Below are 20,742 nucleotides of genomic sequence, written 5' to 3'. Positions count from 1 at the left end.
CGGAACCAATATAGTAGATCCACTCGACCTGTTACCAATTAATTCGTTAAAACTATACTATTGGCTTCTACAAGCTTCCTAAGGTTGATCAACGCGTAGCGCATCCTGCCCAGAGCCGTGTTGATACTTACACCCGTATTTTCAGAAATTTCCTTAAAACTCATATCCTTAAATAGACGCATATGCAAAACTTGTTGTTGGTCCTCGGGAAGTTCCTTTATCATTCTTAACAGATCCGTATCGATCTGCTCCTTGATCAATTGCTTTTCGGCATTTAATTTTTCGTCACCCATCAACGAAAAAATGTTGAACGAATCCGTTCCATCGCACATGGGCATTCTATTGCTTTTTCTAAAATGGTCTATAATTAGATTGTGGGCAATACGCATTACCCAAGGCAAAAATTTACCTTCTTCATTATAAGCACCTCGCTTGAGTGTGCGTATGACTTTCATAAAGGTATCCTGAAAAATATCTTCGGTGAGTTCCCGATCCCCTACTTTGGAATAGATGAAACCTGTCAAACGTGCGTTGTGACGGTTGATTAGAACCTCAATGGCCCTTTCGTTACCGTTCATGTAATCCTTAACCAAATGGGAATCTTCAAGTTCCTGTAACATAAGCCTTACTTTTGTGGGTTAAATTGGGGGTCCGAAAGCCCATGGGGCAAGCGGATTTTTACATTATTTTTAACTTCAAAAGTAATTTTAGGCTATAGGCACTTCTTTTTTATTGAAGTTCAAATATATAAAAAAATAAATACTCCAAAAAAAATGTGAAAAACTACTCGATGAAATGAGATTTGTGGCATTTGGATTTTTAGCTAAACTCCATAGTGTATCTTTGCAATTTTATTGAATGCTATGACTACACTATCCCAGGTTGACCCTAAAAAAAACATAATTATAAAGGGTGCTAAATTGCACAATCTTAAGAATGTCGATGTTGTAATTCCCAGGAACAAATTGGTAGTTATAACAGGCTTATCGGGTTCTGGTAAGTCGAGCTTGGCCTTCGATACACTTTTTGCCGAGGGGCAACGAAGGTATGTAGAAAGCCTTTCCTCCTACGCTAGGCAATTCCTTGGGAAATTGGACAAACCCAAAGTCGATTATATAAAAGGCATTGCCCCAGCCATAGCCATTGAGCAAAAGGTAAACTCAACGAATCCACGATCGACCGTTGGCACTACTACCGAAATTTACGATTACATAAAGCTGCTCTACGCCCGAATTGGGAAAACCTTTTCGCCCATATCAGGTAATGAGGTAAAGAAGAATACCGTATCCGATGTTATTGAATACGTTAAGAACTTTGAAACCGATACAAAATTATTGCTCTTGGCCCCCATAAAAATTAGGGAGGACAGGAATTCTGTAAAATCGCTCCAGTTATTTTCCAAGCAAGGATATGCCCGTATAAAATACCAAGGCAAGGTAATTCGAATAGATCAGGCACCTGCCGATATTGGTAAGGAATTTGACCTAGTGGTAGATCGAATCATAACCAAGGACGATGAAGATTTTTATAACCGATTGGCTAATGCCGTGGACAATGCTTTTTTTGAAGGGAAAGGGCAGTGTATCATTGAAGAGATGGAAAATTCCAACCAACGCCTATTCAGCAATAAGTTTGAACTGGACGGCATGACATTTCTAGAACCGAACGTACATCTTTTCAGTTTCAACAATCCCTATGGGGCCTGTCCTAAATGTGAAGGGTATGGCGATGTCATCGGTATCGATGAAGACCTCGTAATACCCAATACGGCCCTTTCCATTTATGAGAATGCCGTTTTTCCATGGCGGGGCGAAAGCATGGGCTGGTACCGCGATCAGTTGGTGAACAGTGCCTATAAATTCGATTTTCCCATTCACAAACCCTGGTTTGAACTATCGGAAGAACAACAAAAATTGGTCTGGGACGGGAACAAGCATTTCATCGGCCTTCATAAATTCTTTGAAACACTAGAGGAAAAAAGTTATAAAATCCAGAATAGGGTGATGCTTTCCCGGTACCGCGGCAAGACAAAATGCAATGTTTGCAATGGGAAAAGACTTAGACCGGAGACGGAATATGTAAAAATTGGCGGCAAGTCCATTTCGGATTTGGTGGGACTGCCCATTGAGCGGTTGATACCATTTTTTAGCGATTTGGAACTTTCTCAACATGATGCCAAAATAGCCGACAGGCTTTTAAAGGAAATCAATACTCGTTTGGGGTTCTTGGACAAAGTAGGACTTAATTACCTAACCCTGAATAGAAAGTCCAATACCTTATCCGGTGGGGAGAGCCAGCGGATAAATCTGGCCACTTCCTTGGGGAGTAGTCTGGTAGGTTCCATGTACATTTTGGATGAACCCAGTATTGGGCTTCACCCCAAGGATACGGAAAACCTGATCGAAGTATTGCTGTCACTAAGGGATTTGGGCAATACGGTCATCGTTGTGGAACATGACGAAGATATCATGAAAGCTGCAGACGAGGTAATAGATATTGGCCCGGAAGCCGGTACCCATGGCGGAAACATCGTAGCCCAAGGCACCATGGAGGATATCCTAAATTCCACCTCCCTAACTGCCAGTTATTTGAACGGTACCAAAGAAATAAAGGTCCCCATCGAAAGAAGGACTTCCAAAAACCATATAGAAATTATTGGGTGCAGAGCCAATAACCTTAAAAATATCAACGTGACCTTTCCCTTGGATATGCTTACCGTGGTTACGGGGGTATCGGGCAGTGGAAAGAGCACCTTGGTAAAAAAACTGTTGTATCCCATCATTCTCAAAGAAACGGGAGGTTATGGTGAAAAGGCCGGCCAGTTCAGTTCCGTAAAGGGTAAATATAAGCACATAAAACATGTGGAGTTCGTGGACCAGAACCCCATAGGACGCTCCTCCCGCTCCAATCCGGTTACCTATATAAAGGCCTATGATGAAATACGGAACCTCTATGCGGGCCAAAAACTGAGCAAAATCAGGAATTATCAAGCGAAACACTTTTCCTTTAATGTGGATGGTGGCCGATGCGAAAAGTGCAAGGGAGAAGGTGAAATCACTGTAGAGATGCAGTTCATGGCCGATGTTCATCTGGAATGCGATACCTGCAACGGAAAACGGTTTAAAAAGGACGTATTGGAGGTCACCTTCAACGATAGGAATATTGATGATGTTCTCAATATGACCATTGACGATGCCATCGCTTTTTTTGAAATTGGGTTACAAAATAAGATTGTTGCCAAACTTAAACCTTTACAGGATGTGGGCTTGGGCTATGTAACCTTAGGGCAATCCTCCTCTACCCTATCCGGTGGTGAGGCACAACGTATCAAATTGGCTAGCTTTTTGGTAAAAGGTGCTACAAAGGACAAGGCACTTTTTATATTTGACGAACCAACGACCGGACTCCATTTTCACGACATCCAAAAACTTTTGAAATCCTTCAACGCCTTGATAAAGAAAGGACACTCAATTGTAGTAATTGAGCATAACATTGACCTTATCAAATGTGCCGATTATATAATCGACCTAGGTCCCGGTGGCGGCGAAAACGGGGGATATCTTTTGGCAGAGGGCACCCCTGAGGAAGTGGCAAAAAACTCCAAATCTTTTACGGCGAAATATCTTCAGGTAAAGCTATAATCCCTTTAGAATAGAAATTTAGGGGAGTTAATTATTTTTTAATATTCTGTTTATCAATACTTTACATGGATTGATAAATTTTTGGCACGCTGTTTGTTTTATATCAGGCGAGTGCAAATAGTTGCACTTAGAATTTAAAACCTTATATCATGAAAAATTTTGTACTCCTTTTTGCGGCGGTAATTTTGGGCACTACAGGTGTCTTGGCCAAAAGTACAGTAGAAGATAAGGTTGCAACGCGCAATGCTTATAGGTACAACAACTCATTTATTTTTGTTGAAAATGGCATTACGTTTTCAGTATATCCAGATGGGGAGTTCGATTTCTACATTGAGGATTATGTTACTGGAAGAAGAAATGGAATAACCTTCAACTCAGGATATGATTATAGCCCTTACGCACAGTATGATGATTACGGTGCGGTGATTCAAGTGGAAAACGTTCCTATTTATTACGACTTTTATGGTAGGGTTACCCAAATAGGCGACGTGGATATTAGATATAGAAACAATAGGGTACGCAGCGTTGGTGGGATGTTCGTTTTCTATGATAACAGGGGATTTTACGATTACCATACCGGATTCATAAACATCTATAACAGACATTATGTATACCGACCATTCCATGGATTTTTCGTAAGACCGGCCATAGGATTCGCCTTGGTTTTCAACAGACCTTACAGAAGGTTCTACACGCCAATTAGATACACCTATTACAGACCTTACAGATTCAACACCCGTAGGGCTTATGTAGAGATCGGTAGGGAGCACAGGTACAATCAAGTAAGGCGCGAGCGGGCCAGCATTTATAGAAATGACAATAGAGTGGCGGTTAGGGAGAACTCCTACAGAGGTAATAAGGGCGTGACCTATAGAAACAATAACAGCGTCCGTTCCAATACCAATACGGCTAGAAGAAGTGATGATTTTAAATCTGGTAGAAGTGTAGCTTCAAGAAACAACGGACGAAATTATGACAATACCGTTAGAAGGTCGTCTACCGTGAACAGAAGCAGTGCCACAACGGTAAACCGAGGTAGTAACAATACGGTCAGAGGTAACGAAAAAAGAAAAGTAGTATCCACTAGGGAAGTAACCAGAACCCCAAGAAGTACTACGGTTAAAAGAAGTACCACTACCTATAATGCACCTGTCAAAAGAAGTACGGTGAACCGTGGTAGCGATCGTGGAAAAGTAACCCAGAGAACCGTTAAAAGGACCGTTTCCAAAACTCCTTCTAACGATAGGAGCACGGTAAGCAGATCTACAAGGTCGGTGAATAAAGCACCGTCCCGAGGTACTACCAGAAGTAGCAATTCAAGATCAGCTTCTCGAAGGAATTATGAATAATTAAAGATAGTTTTTAGGTTGGTTAGTTGTTTAGCCCTGTAGCAAATTCGTTTGCTGCAGGGCTTTTTTTTGCTGATAGGAATTTCTTTGACATATTTTAATCCAATTTAATTTGATACAAATTGCAATTAGACTACATATTTCACCATGTGCATCAATCTATTTGATCAAAACCTGGTAGCTTCCCAAAAACCTAATTCCATAAGTAGATTGAAAAAAATACATCCAAAGTTGATCCGGCAATTATTACTGCTAATATTGATTCTTTTTTTTGGCTGGCTCATATTCGACTCCATGTTACCCTATATTTCGGGGGTTTTGGGAGCACTTACGTTGTATGTCATCCTAAGAAAATGGATGAAAAGACTCCAAAAGACCCGATTGGGAAAAAGGTGGTCCGCAATTATTCTGATTACTTTGGCCACCATTGGCATCTGCATCCCATTATCCGGTGCCATTTATATGCTAGGATTTAAAATTGGTAACTTGGCCGATAAATCGGAACAAGTTATCAGTGCTTTTAAGGAACAAGTCTTCGTATTGGAAAAGCATTTGGGTTATGATATTTCAAATGCCATTGACCCGCAACAGGCATCGGGGTGGGTTACTGACAACTTTTCGGGCTTTGCAAGTGGCACCCTTAACATAGTTGTTTCCATTGGGGTACTTTTGATCATCTTATATTACATGCTCATAGGTCCAAAGGAAATGAGGGATTCCTTAATGGAATATATTCCGTTGAGCAATAAAACATTGGTTACCCTGGGAAATGAAATAGACAAGGTGGTCCGTTCCAACGCAATAGCAATACCTTTGGTAGCAATTGCACAAGGAATTATCGCTCTTATAGGCTTTTTTATTTTCGACATTGATAATCCGTGGTTTTGGTTCGTAATCGTCACCATAGGATCCATGATACCTTTTATTGGGACCTTTGTCGGGATTTTTCCGGTATTCGTTTTGAGTCTGGCCAGTGGAAACGACTTTCAGGCGTGGGGAATTTTTATTTACGGAATGGTCGTGGTAGGTTCTACTGACAACCTTATTCGGCTTTTGTTACTTCAAAAATTGGATAGCATCCATCCATTGATAACCCTTATTGGTGTACTTCTGGGGATACCCCTTTTTGGATTTGTAGGACTAATTTTTGGTCCCTTAATTGTAAACCTATTTTTAGTTTTGCTTAAAGTTTATAAAGAGCAGTACGGTTTACGAAAATCGGAAGAATCACGTCAAATATAAATTATTTTCTACGCAAGTATCTATGCAAAACGGCATGGATATCCTCTGAAATTCGGAATTTATAAAGTATCAATAAATAAACCACCGAAATTAAAATACTTTTGACCCCTATATTTAAGATGGGGTGAAATGAAAACGGTATCGCGGAAAAAACAAGCGCTAACCCTAGTACCAACAAAAGGACTTTTAAAGTTTCCTTTGTGAAAGGCTGAAGACCAAACTTGGTTTTCACGTAGTACAACTTCAATGAGTTGTAAATAAAAAACGCCGAAAAACTGGCAATGGCAGCTCCCTGCAGCCCAAATTTTGGTATCAACCAAAGATTGAAACCTATCGCCAAAATGGCCAATAAAACACCAAAAAACAACACAGATGTATAGTATTTGGAATTGAACAATATAGAGTTATTGTTGCCCAACAAGGAATCATAGACTTTTACCAAACCTATCCAAAACACAATGATATATCCCTCACTATAATCCGATGGCAAAAGTTTGTACAAATCCTGTAAATTCAGCAGTATTAAAATCAGCAGCAAGGATGAAACTATGAATAAGGTCAGGGAGCTTTTCCGATACAATTCTCCAAGCGACTTCATATCATTGGCGTTGATATATTCGGCCGTCATGGGGTAGGTTATTTGATGCATCGCCCTACTGGGTACGGCAATTACGGTAGCCATAAAGCCTGCAACGGCATAAAAGGCCACGTTTTCAATGGGCAAGTAATTGTTGAGCATGACCTTGTCCACCTCCATAAGTACAATGGCGGTAGACCCTCCCAAGATTATCAAGGCACTGTATTGAAGGATTTCCCGCCAATTGGAAGGTAGTACAGCGGCCAATTTTGGAAACCGAAGTCGGTACGCATACAACTTCATGATAGCCACTCTCAAAATGTAAAACCCCACCAAGGCATTGATGAATTGGGGCACATCCAGTACCTGCAACCAAAGGAGAACCAGTAAAAGGCTCTGCCCTATCCTACAAAAAATCTCTTTCATGAAATTTCCAAAAATCGACTTCATCCGGATTCTGGCCCATGCGTAGAAAACCTCAAAATAGGCCATGGAAATTCCGATCAGGAATATTTGCCAAACATAGTCCCGCACAACCGGGTTTTCATTTGATAGCAATTTCCCAATGGCCTCATTGGCAAAAAAACTGATTACACCTATAGGAACGATAAAGAGCAACGGTAGAAAAAGCATCATGCCCAAAAATTGGTCCTGCTCCTTTTCGGTATTAAAACTACTGTAAAACTTTACAAGGCTATTGGGCACTCCAAAGGCCAAGATAGGCATAAGAACCCCGGATACGGACAAAATCAATTGAACCAGACCATAATGTTCCGGCTGCATAATATTGGTATATAGAAATAGCGTATTTACCGCACCAATGGCAAATCCAAGGTAGGTAACCATGGTATTGCTCAAGGATTGTTTTAGTACGATGCCCATGCTAAATATAATCTGCCAATTGCCTCGTTAGTTCACGCCTGCTGTAGCGCTCAATATTCGTAGCCGATGATTTTAATGAATTATTCTGAAACTGCTGAAACCAGTTTAAAAGTACCTTCTTAAGCTCCGTCTCCTGGGTGTGGTTAAAAACCTCGCCCGATGCCGTTTCCGTTATCATTTCCGCTACTTCCCAATTTTCAGGCCCAATACCCAAAATAGGCCTTCCTGAACGTACATATTCAAAGAATTTTCCAGGAATGATTCCTTTTGTTTCCTCGGAATCGATTTCCACCAATAATAATACTTGTGATTTCAGCTGATATAAAACCGCCTCCTCATGGGGTACATATCCCATGATGGTAACATATCTATTTAAACCGAATTCGTTCAGGGAATCCAGGATGTCCTGCCCCACGACGCCCACAAAATTTAATTGTAGGGATTCTTTTAACTCCGGATTTTCGCGCACCAATTCACCCAACACCTTCCATAATTTACATGGGTTTCGTTTGGTAAGCATAGATCCAATATGGGCTATGGTATACTTTTCATCCAAGGTAACGGGCTTTCTTTCCCCCATGTCATAACCATTGGTGATTACTTTGATGGGTTTTGGGGTAAGGCCCTGGAATTCTTGCTTCGTGGTCTTGCTCGTGACCACGATTTTATCGGCAGTATTCAAGACCTTTCGCTCAAGTTCCTTATGCTTTTTTTGTGCCGATGTCGTTAGCTTCAGTTTTTTGTGATATCCAATAGTGGTCCAAGGATCTCTAAAGTCGGCTATCCATTGCAGCCCCAATTGCTCCTTTAATTTAAGTCCGATAAGATGTACACTGTGCGGGGGTCCGGTAGTAATGATGGTTTCTATCCCTTCCTCCTTCAAAATAGGACCCAATAATTTAACGGACGGATTCACCCAAAATTTTCGGGCATCGGGAATAAAAAGATTTCCCCGTATCCAAAGCATGACCCGTTCCAATACGGACTGATTCTTCTCGGAAATGACACCGGAACTTATTCGTTTGGTCTTCCTGCCGGATATCAATTTTGAAAGTCCGTAGGGTTCAAAAATTGTATTTTCAATGATTTTGATATCCTTTGGAACCTCATCAAGCAAAGAGGCATCCTTTAAAGGATAATGTGGATTTTTGGGAATGTAAACCACCGGCTCCACACCAAAATCCCGAAAATAGGTTACAAACTTTAACCATCGTTGTACTCCGGGGCCGCCTGCCGGGGGCCAGTAATACGTGATGACCAAAACGCGTTTCATTTGGAAGTTTCTCCTTTTTTGGTTCTCCAAAAAGAATATCCAATGCCACCCAAAAGCACCAAACCAAGGAGAATGGTACTTGCCAAGGCAATCGTGCTACCTTGTTCTACGACTTCCGGCTCAAACTTGAATTCAATGGTATGTTTTCCCTCGGGAACACGCATCGCCCTTAAAACATAGTTTACCTTAAAATGGTCGGTTCGTTGTCCATCCAAATAGGCGTTCCAACCTTCTGGGTAGTACATTTCACTAAAAACCGCAACACCCGCATTTGGATTGTTGGAACTGTAGGTCAGGTGATTGGGCTCATAGTCCGTCAATTGAATCGTGGCGGTGGAATCCACTTGAAAACCTTGACGATTGATATTCCTTATTTTTTCGGAATTAAAAACGGCAACGTTCTTGGTATCCAGACTATCCAAAGCGAGTATCTCTTCGTTGGCGGATTCTACGGGCTTCAGCTTACTAACAAACCAAGCATTTCCATTGGCATCCGGATTTTGAATGGGGAATATGTTGCCTTCCTGGTCTTGCCGAATCACATATTTAACGTTCAGCATATTGAATACGGAAAGATTCCCTTTGTAGATATGGAACTCATACAAATCCTGCATGCCTGCAGGTTTGGCCGCATGGTAACCGGTAATACTTTGATGGAAATAGGCCGTTTTTGCCGAATCAAAACCATCGGTCTGATCAAAAACCCTATATACCCCATCGTCTTCCATAATCAGCTTATCCGCTTCCGTAGCCTGAAATGGCTCAAGCATCCTTCGTTTGGCCACAAAATTATCGGCGTTCACATACCTAAGGTTCACCCCTACCAAATCAAATACCACGAGCATTCCGATTCCCAATACGACCCAATTTTCCTTGAGTTTCCCCTTGAGATACAACCAGACCAAGCTAACGGTTATCAACACGTAAATCAATGACCGAATAAGATCGTTCGTGTACACGGCCTTACGGTCCAGTCGCAACATTTCAGGAAGTTCCTCTAAACCGGTCATGCGCAACCGTTCGTCCGAAGGCCCCGTAAAATCGAACATTCCCTTGACAAGGAACAACAAGACTCCTAGAGTCAAAACTACCGCTCCGGCATATTTTAAGGAATTCAACTTATCCGAGGGAGGGACTTTAGGTGAAAATATCTTTTTCAAGGCCAAGATGGCCAAGAGGGGCGCACATAATTCCAATACGACCTGGATGGAGGAAACCGCCCTGAACTTATCGTACAGTGGAAAATAATCGATCATGAAGTTTGTGAGTCCGCTGAAATTCTTTCCCCAGGAAAGCATCAATGACATCAACACCCCAAACAACAACCACCACTTATGTTTTCCCTTGACCAAGAACAATCCCAAAATAAACAGGAAAAATATAATGGCCCCAATGTAGGCAGGACCGGATGTCCCGGGTTGTTCTCCCCAATAAAGAGGTAGTCCGCTAACAAAATCCAAGGCACTGGACCTGGGCAGTCCTTTGTCTATCAAATAGTTGAAGGATTTTGAGTCCTCACCTAGGTTTTCCTGACTTGCCCCACCAAATAGCCGGGGAACGAACAAGTTTAAGGATTCCGTAATTCCATAACTCCATTGCGTGATGTACTCCTTGCTCAATCCATCCGTGCTCGCCTTTGGGGAACCATCAGGATTAATGGTCAGTTCACTTTTGCCCCTGGTACTCCAATCTGCATATTCCTTCGTGGCCAGAAGGCTTGTGGCATTTGCGGCAATACCCAATGCGACAGCCGCTACCAAAATTCCAACCGAGATAACATAGTGCTTTAATTCCTTTCGTTTGATGGCATCGACCAAATACGCTATCCCCAAAACCAGTACCAGCAACATGAAATAATAGGTCATTTGGTAGTGGTTGGCCACAATTTCGAGTGCCATTCCCAAGGCCGCCACTAAAAATCCGGATAGGTATTTCTTTCTGAAAACCAACACGATGCCCGCCAAAAGAATGGGCAAATATCCCAATGCATGGGCCTTTGCATTGTGCCCCGCTCCAATGATGATGATCAAATAGCTCGAAAAGCCAAAGGCCAAAGCCCCTACAATGGCCAGTTTATAATCTACCTTCAAACAACAGAGAAGAATATAAAATCCGATAAAATAAAGAAATAGATAATCTGCGGGCCTTGGTAAAAATCGGATGGCCCGATCCAATTCCTTGACATAATTGTGGGGATAGTTTGCCCCCAACTGATACGTGGGCATGCCCCCAAAAGCACTGTTGGTCCAGTAAGGCTCTGTTTCCGTTCTTTTCCTGAAATCGTTTTGTTCTTTGGCCATGCCCGTGTACTGGGCAATGTCATTCTGAAAAATTACCTTTCCCTGAAGTACTGGATGAAAGTAGGCCAGTGCGGCGATGATAAGGAATACGGTGACAAAAAAATGGGTAATAAAGAATTTTAGACCTTTCTTCATGTTCCGGTGGTTGGTTAGACAAAGATAACTAGTCTATTTCTTCAAAATCGATATATTCCCCAACTTTTTCGGAATTGCTCCTTTTCTTGGCCGACTTTTTTTTGATGATAACGTCACCTACTTGCTCCTCTTGCTGATTGGATTCTGGCTGGAATCCTTCAAAGGTCTTCCTAAAATGTGATTCGGTCTTTTTGGCCGCGTAATTCAATATTTTCGGCGCGAACATCCTTGCCAAAATTTTCAGCAGGTAGTACACCAAGAGAATTACCAATATAGTTTTTAAAAATGCCATTTATTTGGATTGCTACATATCAAAAATACAATTATCACGTTGTATAACTAGATTCAAAGTATTAAAATAATTATAAAGTCGTTTCCATGGGCAAGCCCTTTAGTAGCAGAAGAATCCTATTACAACTACTGGTTTTATTGATTGCACCTATGTCCGTCCTGGCCCAATATACGGATGTTATAAATTCCAACAGGCCTGGACTTTCCGTAAGTGCCTATGCCATTGGAAGAAATGTCGTGCAGTTGGAAATGGGCCTTTTTTATGAACAGAGCGACCATGCACTTTTGAATACGCAATCTGATTCTTGGGGATCCAACTTCTCCTTGCGATACGGATTGTTGTTTGAGCGATTGGAACTAAATTATGAAGGTACTTTTCAAGATCAGGACATTATATACGAATTCTTCGACCTTAAGGCCAAGAGAAGGGATTTTTCCAGGAACAGATTGGGACTTAAGTATTTAATCTACGACCCGTATAAAAATCCGGAGCGAAACAAACCCAATCTTTATAGTTGGCGCGCCAATCATAAGTTCCAGTTTAAAAACTTGTTGCCTGCCGTCTCCCTGTATGCGGGAGCCAATTTTGTTTTGGGCGACAATCCCTACTATCCGGGAGAACCCACCGTTTCGCCCAGAGTAATGATTGCAACACAGAGTAGAATGACGCCAAGAATGGTCATGATCACCAATACGGCTTATGATAGAATTGGAACCGATGACCCGGAATTGAGTTATATAATTTCCTTCTCACATGCCTTTAGAAACCCCAAATGGAGTACCTTTTTGGAACATCAGGGAATACACAGCGATCGCTATTCAGATTTACTATTACGTGGAGGGGTTGCCTATTTGTTCAATGAGCAACTTCAAGTGGATATGGGACTAGGGGCAAGTTTTAAAAATACACCGTCCCGTGTTTTTGTGAATGCCGGGGGCTCCTATAGGTTTGACTTCCACAAAGATAAATTGGTACCCATCGAAGACCAAAAGTCCAATGAAAATGGGGGTGCCATCAAGAAAAACTCCATGAAAAAGGAGAAACGAAAAGATAGAAAATCCCGGGGAAGCGGTGCGGAAGACGTGGATTTGGGACCGTCCAAAAAGCAATTGAGAAAACTCAAAAAGGCCCAGAAAAAAGGAAATAGGGACGACAGCGAAATTGACTTCTAAGTTTCGATACCCTTAGTACTTTTAACCTTTGCTTAATTTTTAGGTATTGATTAATATTCCTAATATTGATGCTTCTAAGAAGCATCGATGATCACATTAAAAGAGGTTGCAAATACCAAGGAGCTAAAGAAGTTCGTAACCTTTCCTTTTTCGCTCTACAAGGGTTCCAAATATTGGGTTCCCCCTATTATAAAGGACGAACTTGACTCTTTTAACAAGGATATAAACCCCGTGTTCAAAGATGCGGATGCCCGATTTTTTCTAGCCTATAAAAATCATTCCATTGTTGGTAGGGTCGCCGCTATCATCAACCGATTGGAAATTGAGCAGCAACAGATCAAGAAAATGCGATTTGGTTGGTTCGATTTTATAGACGATCCCAATGTCTCCAAACTACTTTTGGAAAAAGTTGCGGAAATAGGAAGGGAAAACCAACTTGAATTTATGGAGGGACCGGTAGGTTTTTCCAATCTGGATAAAGTAGGAGTACTTGTGGAAGGTTTTGATCATATTGGCTCTATGGTCACTTGGTATAACCATCCCTATTATGAAAAGCATTACGCCAATTTTGGATTTGTAAAGGAGAAGGAGTACATGGAGAACAAATTCCCCGTTAGTAATGCAGATCCTGCACTCTTTACCAAACTTAATGACATTGTTAAAAAGAGGTATGGCCTAAAAGAAATGAACTTTACAAGCACCAAGGAGGTTATGCCCTATGTGGACGAGATGTTCGACCTTTTTAACGAAACCTACGCAAAGCTTTCTTCCTTTGTTCCCATTACCGAAATACAAAAGGCCTATTTCAAAAAAAAATATATCAGTTTTATCAATCCGGAGTACATCAAATTTATTCTGGACAAAAATGACAAGGTAATTTCCTTTGCCATCGTAATGCCCTCTTATTCCAAGGCTTTGCAAAAAGCCAATGGCACATTGTTACCTTTTGGGATTTTTCATCTATTATCGGCAAAAAGGAACAGTAAGGATGCTATCTTTTATTTGATAGGCATCCACCCTGAATACCAGAACAAAGGTGTTACCGCCATCATATTCAATGAATATTACAAGGTATTCACGGAAAAAGGTATAAAAATGTGTTACAGAACTCCAGAGTTGGAAGAAAACATTGCCATAAAACAAATGTGGAAGCACTTTAGCCCAGAGGTTTACAAAAGAAGAAGAACCTATAGAAAAAGCCTATAAAAAAGCCCAAACTTAATGTTTGGGCTTTATTTATTACTTATTGAAAAATCGAACGCTACTCTCCCATAGCCGCTGCAACCGCTGCGGATAATCTTTTATAGGTTCCGTTTTTCAATCGGTCCCTAATAGCGGAAAAAGCATCCAGAGTTTCGCTAATATCCTCCATGGTATGGGTTGCCGTTGGTATCAAACGCAACAAAATCAACCCTTTAGGAATCACTGGATATACTACAATAGAACAGAAAATACCGTAATTTTCCCTCAAATCCTTTACCAATGCCATCGCCTCTGGAATACTACCGTTCAAATATACAGGGGTGACACAGCTAGTAGTGGTCCCAATATCAAAACCTCGCTCCTTTAAACCGTTTTGAAGGGCGTTAACGTTTTCCCACAACTTCGCCTTAAGCTCCGGCATGGTACGTAACATGTCCAAACGTTTTAAAGCTCCTTTCACATAAACCATTGGAAGGGATTTTGCGAACATTTGGGACCGCAAATTATATTTTAGGTAATCGATTATTTCTTGATCGGCCGCAACAAAAGCACCAATACCAGCCATGGATTTGGCAAATGTGGCCAGATACACATCTATTTGATCCTGAACACCTTGCTCCTCACCTGCACCTGCTCCGGTTTTGCCCAACGTTCCAAAACCATGGGCATCGTCTACCAATAACCTAAAGTTGAACTTCTTTTTTAACGCGACAATTTCCTTAAGAATCCCTTGTTCGCCCCGCATCCCAAAAACACCTTCGGAGATTACCAAAATACCTCCTCCTGTTTGGTCCGCCATTTTGGTGGCTCGCTCAAGGTTCTTTTCCAGACTCTCGGCATTGTTATGGGTAAACGTAAACCTTTTACCCATATGCAATCGAACACCATCGATAATACAGGCGTGGCAATCCACGTCATACACAATAATATCATCCTTTGTAACCAATGCATCGATAACCGACATAAACCCTTGGTAACCAAAATTAAGCAAGTAGGAAGCCTCTTTTTGGGAAAATTCTGCCAATTCCCGTTCCAATTGCTCGTGGTAGTCCGTATGACCACTCATCATACGTGCGCCCATTGGGTACGCTGCTCCGTGCTCCGTTGCTGCTTCACCATCTACCTTTTTTATTTCAGGTAGATTTGCAAGACCCAAATAATCGTTTATACTCCAGGTAATTACATCCTTTCCTTGGAACTTCATCCTATTGGAAATTGGACCTTCCAATTTAGGAAATACAAAATATCCCTCTGCTTGTGAAGCCCATTTACCTAACGGGCCCTTATTTTCTATGATTCTTTCAAATAAATCTCTCATCACCTAGTTTTGGTTCTGCCTGCAAAAGTAAAAATTTTTGGACAGCATTCACAAATAATTTATTGGCACCGCCAAAGGGTTTACTATACCTAGGTTAGTCACGAAATAAAAAGTTCGTCTTCGAAGAATGCCTCGTGGGCTTTCCCCAAGGTAGATATGAATAAAAAAAAGCGGGCAAAAAGCCCGCTTTTGGTAGTATTCTTAAACCTCAGCTTACTTAATGAACTGGATTTCCTGTTTCGCTTCCACTGGATTGGCCTCCAAAAAGCCTTGGTCTTCCATCCACTGGTCACTGTAAATTTTACTCATATACCGTGAACCGTGATCTGGGAAAATAACAACGACTTTGCTGTTCGCATCAAAGGTGTTCAATTCATCCAGTTGTTTCACGGCCTGCATAACGGCTCCACTGGTATACCCTACAAAAATGCCTTCCGTTCTGGAAATTTCCCTTGCGGTATGTGCACTTTCCGCATCGGTGACCTTTATAAATTCATCGATAATCTCAAAATCCGTGGCAGTTGGAATCAAATTTTTACCCAATCCTTCAATCCTGTACGGATAGATTTCATTGGTATCCAAGGTTCCCGTCTCGTGATATTTCTTTAAAACGGAACCATAGGCGTCTACTCCAATGATTTTGATATTCGGGTTTTGTTCCTTTAAATATCGGGCCGTACCGGAAATAGTACCACCCGTCCCACTGCAGGCCACCAAGTGCGTAATCTGTCCGGCTGTTTGTTCCCAAATTTCAGGACCTGTTGATCGATAGTGGGCCTCCATATTCAATTCATTAAAATACTGATTGATATATATGGAGTTCTTGGTTTCGTCATGCAAACGTTTCGCTACTTGGTAGTAGGACCTTGGATCATCCGCACTCACATGGGCAGGACAAACATACACTTCCGCACCCATGGAACGTAGCATATCGATTTTATCGGCAGAAGACTTAGAACTGACCGCCAGAATACACTTGTACCCCTTGATAATACTTACCATGGCAATACTAAAACCAGTATTCCCAGAAGTTGTCTCAATAATGGTACTGCCTTCCTTCAAGAGGCCTTTCCTTTCGGCCTCTTCTATTATGTGGATTGCGATGCGGTCTTTGGAGGAGTGACCTGGATTGAATGCCTCAACTTTGGCATAAAAGTCACCTGTAAGATTCTCGGTAATCCTGTTAAGTTTCACCAAGGGTGTTTTCCCAATTAATTCTAAGATATTGTTGTTAGCCTTTATCTTATTTTCCATAGGGGGGTACGATTTTTGTTTTTAGCAAATCAAAGATTTGTTAAAATTTGCTACAAATCTACTATTTTTTTTCTACAGTACTATTTTTCCTTCCAAATCCAACAGAAATGCATATTCCTTTGCGGCTTCCCTAAGTGCCTCAAACCTGCCGGAAGCCCCTGCATGACCAGTTTCCATATTGATATCAAAAAATAAAAAGGTATCATTTTTTTTCAATTCCCTTAATTTGGCGACCCACTTGGCAGGTTCAAAATATTGCACTTGGGAATCATGCAAACCCGTGGAGACATACAAATTGGGGTAACCCTGGGCCTTTACATTGTCATACGGAGAATAGGATTTCATATAGTTGTAGAATTCCAAATCGTTTGGATTGCCCCATTCGTCATACTCCCCGGTAGTCAGTGGAATTGAATCATCAAGCATTGTGGTGACCACATCAACAAAGGGTACTGAAGCAATTACTCCATTGTAAAGCTCAGGGGCCATATTGATGACAGCGCCCATCAAAAGACCGCCTGCGGAACCACCCATGGCATACAGATGATCGGGACCTGTCAATTGCTGTTCAATCAGGTATTTCGAACAATCGATAAAATCCGTAAAGGTATTCATCTTCTTTAAAAGCTTTCCATCCTCATACCACTTCCTCCCCAAATACTCACCTCCCCTTACATGGGCAATGGCATAGACAAAACCTCGGTCCAATAAACTGAGGCGTACCGTTGAAAAATAGGGGTCTATGGTGTACCCATATGAGCCATAGGCATATTGTAAAAGCGGGGTATTCTTGGATAAAACCGTATCCTTATGGTATACCAAGGAAATAGGAATTTTTATCCCGTCCCTTGCCGTGGCCCAAAGACGTTCTTCAATATAATTGTCCTTATCAAAATTTCCCCCAAGTACCTCCTGTTCCTTCATGACGGTCTCCTCTTTGGTGGCCATATTGAAATCGATTACAGAACTTGGAGTTCTCAATGAATTATAGCTATATCTTAAAATTTGGGTGTCGAAATCCCGATTGTTGCCCACGTGGGCTGTATAAGTCTCACTTGAAAAAGGCAGGTAATAGGCATCCGAACCGTCCCAACGGACTATCCGAATCTGGTTGAGTCCGTTTTCCCTTTCGGAAAGAACATAGTAATCCTTGAAAATATCAACATCTTCCAATAGCACATCCTCCCTGTGCGGAATGAACTCTTGCCAATTCCTGGATTCCGTGCTATCCTCTCCCACCTTCATTAACTTAAAATTGGTAGCACCGTCCTTATTTGTCAGGATATAGAAAGAGTCCTCAAAATGAAAAATTGAATACTCCACCCCTCTTTCCCTAGGGGAAAATACCTTAAAACCTTCCTCCGGTCTTTCCAAGGAGAGCATCTGAAACTCCGAGGTCAAGGTACTATGGGAACCTATTACAATATACTTTTTAGATTTTGTCTTGTACACAAAGGTGCTAAAAGTATCATCCTTCTCATGAAACACCAACTCATCCTTTGCTACGGGGGTTCCCAGAACGTGTTTGTATATTTTATCCGATCTTAGGGTAACCGGTTCCTTCTTGGTATAGTAAAAGGTTTTGTTATCGTTGGACCAAACACCGCCACCTGTGGTATTCTCTATTTTATCTGGATATATTTCACCTGTCTCAAGGTTCTTTACCTGAAGTGTATATTCCCTTCTTGAAACGGTATCCACACCAAAAATGGCCAAAGTATTATTGGGGCTGACCGCGATTCCGCCCAAACTAAAATATTCGAAACCTTCTGCCATCTCGTTCCCATTGAACATGATTTCTTCTTCGGAATCCAAGGTTTCCTTGAAACGGGAATAAATGGGATATTCACCCCCTACTTCATATCTGGTCTTGTACCAATATCCATCTAGCTTGTAGGGTACGGAGGCATCATCTTCCTTGATCCTGGTCTTCATTTCCTTAAAAAGTGCCTCTTGGAAAGCTTTGGTATGCGCCGTCATGGCATTGTAAAAGTCGTTTTCACTTTGCAAATAGGCCAAAACCTCAGGGTCTTCCCTCTCGTTAAGCCAGTAGTAATTATCGATTCTAACATCGTTATGGGCAACTAATTCCTTAGGTCGTTTTTTGGCTACCGGTGCATTGCGCTGTGTCATTCTGTTCTCTTTTCAATTTTAAGATGGTCGCAAAAATAGAACTTATTATTTGGAGCGTTTCTGTATGTTAGGCCGATTTTGGATCCGCAACGAATATGAACATTTTAGTACCTTTGAAATATAAACGAAAACAAAAAAATCAGCTATGTTCGGAGATTTGATGGGTATGATGGGCAAACTAAAGGAAACCCAAAAAAAAGTGGAAGAGACCAAAAAGCGGATGGACACGGTCCTTATCGATGAAAAATCTTCCGATGGGTCCGTTTCCGTAACTATCACCGCCAATAGGGAAATAAAAAAAATCGAAATTTCAGAAGAACTTTTGTCCGACAAGGAGCAGTTGGAGGATTTTCTAATCTTAACGCTGAACAAGGCCATTAAAAGGGCGACGAGCATAAACGAAACCGAATTGGCGTCTGTTGCCAAGGAAGGAATGCCCAATATTCCAGGAATGGATTCTTTGTTGAAGTAAGCTACTGTTTGGCAGGCCTACATGGCACTCCCAAGAAATAAAGTTTTGATTTGTAGGTAAGACTGAGCGTTGAACTTTATGGCGATGGCTTGAACGTTTTCCAGTCCCTATTCTTTGAAATTACCTATCTTTAAAAGAAAGAATTGGTATGATCGAGGTCAAAAACAAGGATGATGAATTTTACCAGTTTGTGGTAAAATCTGCCACGGGAAAAGTGCTGTTGGAAAGTGTGGAATTTAAGGATTCCAAATCCATGGAGCATACGCTTAACGAACTAAAGAATGTCGAACTTCCAACTAAAAGGTTCGAACGCAAAACGAATTTCGAGGGTAAATTTCTGTTCAATCTAAAAAACGACCAAGGAACCGTAATTGGCAGCAGTGGTTTTTACAACTCCGAAGCCGGTATGGAAAACGGCATCAAAAACCTACGAAACATCCTGGAACCGTAAAAGGGCCAATTTTAGATAACCTAGAAACGCCGTAAGGTTTCCAAAAAATAGTCGTGCATTTCATTGGTATAATCCATGTGCGTTACCATACGCAACTTTCCCTGCCCCATGCTTATGATATGGATATCCTTTTCCTGCAATTTGGAGTTGAAGTCGGCACTGGACATAAAATCCTCCTCAATTTCAAAAATGATGATGTTGGTTTCTATGGGTTCCACTTTCCTTATAAAGGACAGCTTCGTTAGTTCCTTACCAATTTCTGCCGCCTTTTGATGGTCTTCCGAAAGTCGGTCAATATGATGGTCCAAAGCATAGATTCCTGCAGCGGCCAAAAATCCCGACTGGCGCATGCCCCCACCCAATATTTTTCGTATCCGTAAGGCATGGTGAATATGCTCCTTGCTTCCCAAAAGTACGGAACCCACCGGGCATCCCAAGCCTTTGCTCAAACATACACTAATAGTTTCAAAGAGGGCGCCATACTGTTCCGGCGATTCATTTTTAGCCACCAAGGCGTTCCACAATCTGGCGCCGTCCAAATGATAATGCAAACCGTGCTTTTCGCAAACCGCCTTAATCTTCTTTAATTCCTTATTATCCCAACAGGCACCACCCCCTTTGTTCGTCGTGTTTTCAATACATACTAAGGAAGTCAACGGACTGTGATAAAAATCGGGTGGATTTATGGCCGATTCTACCTGTGCTGCGGTAACCATGCCCCGGTGTCCATCCAAGAGCCGACAAGAAACGCCGCTGTTAAAACTCACACCTCCGCCTTCATAATTAAAAACATGGGCATATTTATCACAGATCAATTGCTCTCCGGGTTGGGTATGCAATTTTATGGCGGTCTGATTGGTCATGGTACCGCTCGGGAAGAAAAGTGCCGCCTCCATCCCGAACATGGTGGCCACTTTTTCCTCCAAAGCATTGACCGAAGGGTCATTTTTGAACACATCGTCCCCAACTTGGGCAGACATCATGGCATCCAGCATACCAGCCGTAGGTTTGGTGACCGTGTCGCTTATCAAATTTATTGTCATTACAG

16 protein-coding genes are annotated in these 20,742 nt (G+C 41.7%); 7 read left to right on the top strand and 9 right to left on the bottom strand.

The window, feature by feature from the left end:
* Window positions 1-38: 38 nt before the first annotated feature.
* Window positions 39-620: an RNA polymerase sigma factor gene (locus FEK29_RS10430; protein WP_138258377.1), complete on the bottom strand. Its 582-nt coding sequence runs from the start codon at window positions 618-620 to the stop codon at window positions 39-41.
* A gap of 243 nt (window positions 621-863) precedes the next feature.
* On the opposite strand from FEK29_RS10430, the gene uvrA reads away from it, so the two are divergent.
* The 3 genes from uvrA to FEK29_RS10415 all read left to right on the top strand — a co-directional run bounded on the left by uvrA (window position 864) and on the right by FEK29_RS10415 (window position 6,232).
* On the top strand, window positions 864-3,641 hold the full coding sequence (gene uvrA, locus FEK29_RS10425; RefSeq protein WP_138258376.1) for an excinuclease ABC subunit UvrA: 2,778 nt from the start codon (window positions 864-866) through the stop codon (window positions 3,639-3,641).
* Window positions 3,642-3,790: 149 nt separating this feature from the next.
* Window positions 3,791-4,990: a hypothetical protein gene (locus tag FEK29_RS10420; protein ID WP_138258375.1), complete on the top strand. Its 1,200-nt coding sequence runs from the start codon at window positions 3,791-3,793 to the stop codon at window positions 4,988-4,990.
* Between the two features lie 147 nt (window positions 4,991-5,137).
* Window positions 5,138-6,232: an AI-2E family transporter gene (locus tag FEK29_RS10415; protein ID WP_317129178.1), complete on the top strand. Its 1,095-nt coding sequence runs from the start codon at window positions 5,138-5,140 to the stop codon at window positions 6,230-6,232.
* 1 nt (window position 6,233) lies between these two features.
* Here FEK29_RS10415 and FEK29_RS10410 read toward each other — a convergent pair whose 3' ends face one another.
* The 4 genes from FEK29_RS10410 to FEK29_RS10395 are packed head-to-tail and all read right to left on the bottom strand — an operon-like array spanning window position 6,234 to window position 11,691.
* Entirely contained in the window at window positions 6,234-7,691 is a 1,458-nt protein-coding gene (locus FEK29_RS10410; protein ID WP_138258374.1) for an oligosaccharide flippase family protein, read from the bottom strand.
* 1 nt (window position 7,692) lies between these two features.
* The gene (locus FEK29_RS10405) at window positions 7,693-8,964 is read right to left on the bottom strand and encodes a glycosyltransferase family 4 protein (RefSeq protein ID WP_138258373.1); all 1,272 of its coding nucleotides are present in this window, start codon (window positions 8,962-8,964) and stop codon (window positions 7,693-7,695) included.
* Window positions 8,961-11,399 carry a YfhO family protein gene (locus FEK29_RS10400; RefSeq protein ID WP_138258372.1) on the bottom strand — a complete coding sequence of 813 codons (2,439 nt, stop codon included), beginning with the start codon at window positions 11,397-11,399 and terminating at the stop codon, window positions 8,961-8,963. The genes FEK29_RS10405 and FEK29_RS10400 overlap by 4 nt, the downstream gene beginning before the upstream one ends.
* A 28-nt stretch (window positions 11,400-11,427) precedes the next feature.
* Window positions 11,428-11,691 (bottom strand): DUF4834 family protein, encoded by a 264-nt coding sequence (locus FEK29_RS10395; RefSeq protein WP_138258371.1) that lies wholly within the window; start codon window positions 11,689-11,691, stop codon window positions 11,428-11,430.
* Window positions 11,692-11,777: 86 nt separating this feature from the next.
* Between FEK29_RS10395 and FEK29_RS10390 the strand changes: the two genes are divergently transcribed.
* Entirely contained in the window at window positions 11,778-12,863 is a 1,086-nt protein-coding gene (locus tag FEK29_RS10390) for a transporter (protein ID WP_138258370.1), read from the top strand.
* Window positions 12,864-12,950: 87 nt separating this feature from the next.
* Window positions 12,951-14,069, top strand: a complete 1,119-nt coding sequence (locus tag FEK29_RS10385; RefSeq protein WP_138258369.1) for a GTP cyclohydrolase — start codon at window positions 12,951-12,953, stop codon at window positions 14,067-14,069.
* 55 nt (window positions 14,070-14,124) lie between these two features.
* On the opposite strand, the gene FEK29_RS10380 is transcribed toward FEK29_RS10385, so the two are convergent.
* From FEK29_RS10380 to FEK29_RS10370, 3 genes are all read right to left on the bottom strand, one after another.
* Complete coding sequence (locus tag FEK29_RS10380) at window positions 14,125-15,384, bottom strand: aminotransferase class I/II-fold pyridoxal phosphate-dependent enzyme (protein ID WP_138258368.1); 1,260 nt, start codon at window positions 15,382-15,384, stop codon at window positions 14,125-14,127.
* Window positions 15,385-15,597: 213 nt separating this feature from the next.
* Window positions 15,598-16,638 carry a PLP-dependent cysteine synthase family protein gene (locus FEK29_RS10375; protein WP_138258367.1) on the bottom strand — a complete coding sequence of 347 codons (1,041 nt, stop codon included), beginning with the start codon at window positions 16,636-16,638 and terminating at the stop codon, window positions 15,598-15,600.
* A gap of 72 nt (window positions 16,639-16,710) precedes the next feature.
* Entirely contained in the window at window positions 16,711-18,771 is a 2,061-nt protein-coding gene (locus tag FEK29_RS10370; RefSeq protein WP_138258366.1) for a S9 family peptidase, read from the bottom strand.
* Window positions 18,772-18,916: 145 nt separating this feature from the next.
* Between FEK29_RS10370 and FEK29_RS10365 the strand changes: the two genes are divergently transcribed.
* A complete protein-coding gene (locus FEK29_RS10365) occupies window positions 18,917-19,243 on the top strand; it encodes a YbaB/EbfC family nucleoid-associated protein (protein ID WP_138258365.1) in 327 nt (108 codons plus the stop codon).
* A 148-nt stretch (window positions 19,244-19,391) separates the two neighbouring features.
* Window positions 19,392-19,694 carry a YegP family protein gene (locus tag FEK29_RS10360; protein WP_138258364.1) on the top strand — a complete coding sequence of 101 codons (303 nt, stop codon included), beginning with the start codon at window positions 19,392-19,394 and terminating at the stop codon, window positions 19,692-19,694.
* A 20-nt stretch (window positions 19,695-19,714) separates the two neighbouring features.
* Here the strand turns inward: FEK29_RS10360 and FEK29_RS10355 are convergent, their stop codons facing one another.
* Window positions 19,715-20,737 (bottom strand): threonine aldolase family protein, encoded by a 1,023-nt coding sequence (locus tag FEK29_RS10355; protein ID WP_138258363.1) that lies wholly within the window; start codon window positions 20,735-20,737, stop codon window positions 19,715-19,717.
* Window positions 20,738-20,742: the final 5 nt, after the last annotated feature.

Source organism: Maribacter aurantiacus (genome assembly GCF_005780245.1).
In the GTDB taxonomy this organism is placed as follows: Bacteria; Bacteroidota; Bacteroidia; order Flavobacteriales; family Flavobacteriaceae; genus Maribacter; species Maribacter flavus.
This window is presented reverse-complemented; position numbering and strand designations above follow the sequence as displayed.

Excerpts from the sequence above, each read along its gene's own strand:
- FEK29_RS10430 (WP_138258377.1), bottom strand. The coding sequence starts at position 620 with ATGTTACAGGAACTTGAAGATTCCCATTTGGTTAAGGATTACATGAAC.
- uvrA (WP_138258376.1), top strand. The coding sequence starts at position 864 with ATGACTACACTATCCCAGGTTGACCCTAAAAAAAACATAATTATAAAG.
- FEK29_RS10420 (WP_138258375.1), top strand. The coding sequence starts at position 3,791 with ATGAAAAATTTTGTACTCCTTTTTGCGGCGGTAATTTTGGGCACTACA.
- FEK29_RS10415 (WP_317129178.1), top strand. The coding sequence starts at position 5,138 with ATGTGCATCAATCTATTTGATCAAAACCTGGTAGCTTCCCAAAAACCT.
- FEK29_RS10410 (WP_138258374.1), bottom strand. The coding sequence starts at position 7,691 with ATGGGCATCGTACTAAAACAATCCTTGAGCAATACCATGGTTACCTAC.
- FEK29_RS10405 (WP_138258373.1), bottom strand. The coding sequence starts at position 8,964 with ATGAAACGCGTTTTGGTCATCACGTATTACTGGCCCCCGGCAGGCGGC.
- FEK29_RS10400 (WP_138258372.1), bottom strand. The coding sequence starts at position 11,399 with ATGAAGAAAGGTCTAAAATTCTTTATTACCCATTTTTTTGTCACCGTA.
- FEK29_RS10395 (WP_138258371.1), bottom strand. The coding sequence starts at position 11,691 with ATGGCATTTTTAAAAACTATATTGGTAATTCTCTTGGTGTACTACCTG.
- FEK29_RS10390 (WP_138258370.1), top strand. The coding sequence starts at position 11,778 with ATGGGCAAGCCCTTTAGTAGCAGAAGAATCCTATTACAACTACTGGTT.
- FEK29_RS10385 (WP_138258369.1), top strand. The coding sequence starts at position 12,951 with ATGATCACATTAAAAGAGGTTGCAAATACCAAGGAGCTAAAGAAGTTC.
- FEK29_RS10380 (WP_138258368.1), bottom strand. The coding sequence starts at position 15,384 with ATGAGAGATTTATTTGAAAGAATCATAGAAAATAAGGGCCCGTTAGGT.
- FEK29_RS10375 (WP_138258367.1), bottom strand. The coding sequence starts at position 16,638 with ATGGAAAATAAGATAAAGGCTAACAACAATATCTTAGAATTAATTGGG.
- FEK29_RS10370 (WP_138258366.1), bottom strand. The coding sequence starts at position 18,771 with ATGACACAGCGCAATGCACCGGTAGCCAAAAAACGACCTAAGGAATTA.
- FEK29_RS10365 (WP_138258365.1), top strand. The coding sequence starts at position 18,917 with ATGTTCGGAGATTTGATGGGTATGATGGGCAAACTAAAGGAAACCCAA.
- FEK29_RS10360 (WP_138258364.1), top strand. The coding sequence starts at position 19,392 with ATGATCGAGGTCAAAAACAAGGATGATGAATTTTACCAGTTTGTGGTA.
- FEK29_RS10355 (WP_138258363.1), bottom strand. The coding sequence starts at position 20,737 with ATGACAATAAATTTGATAAGCGACACGGTCACCAAACCTACGGCTGGT.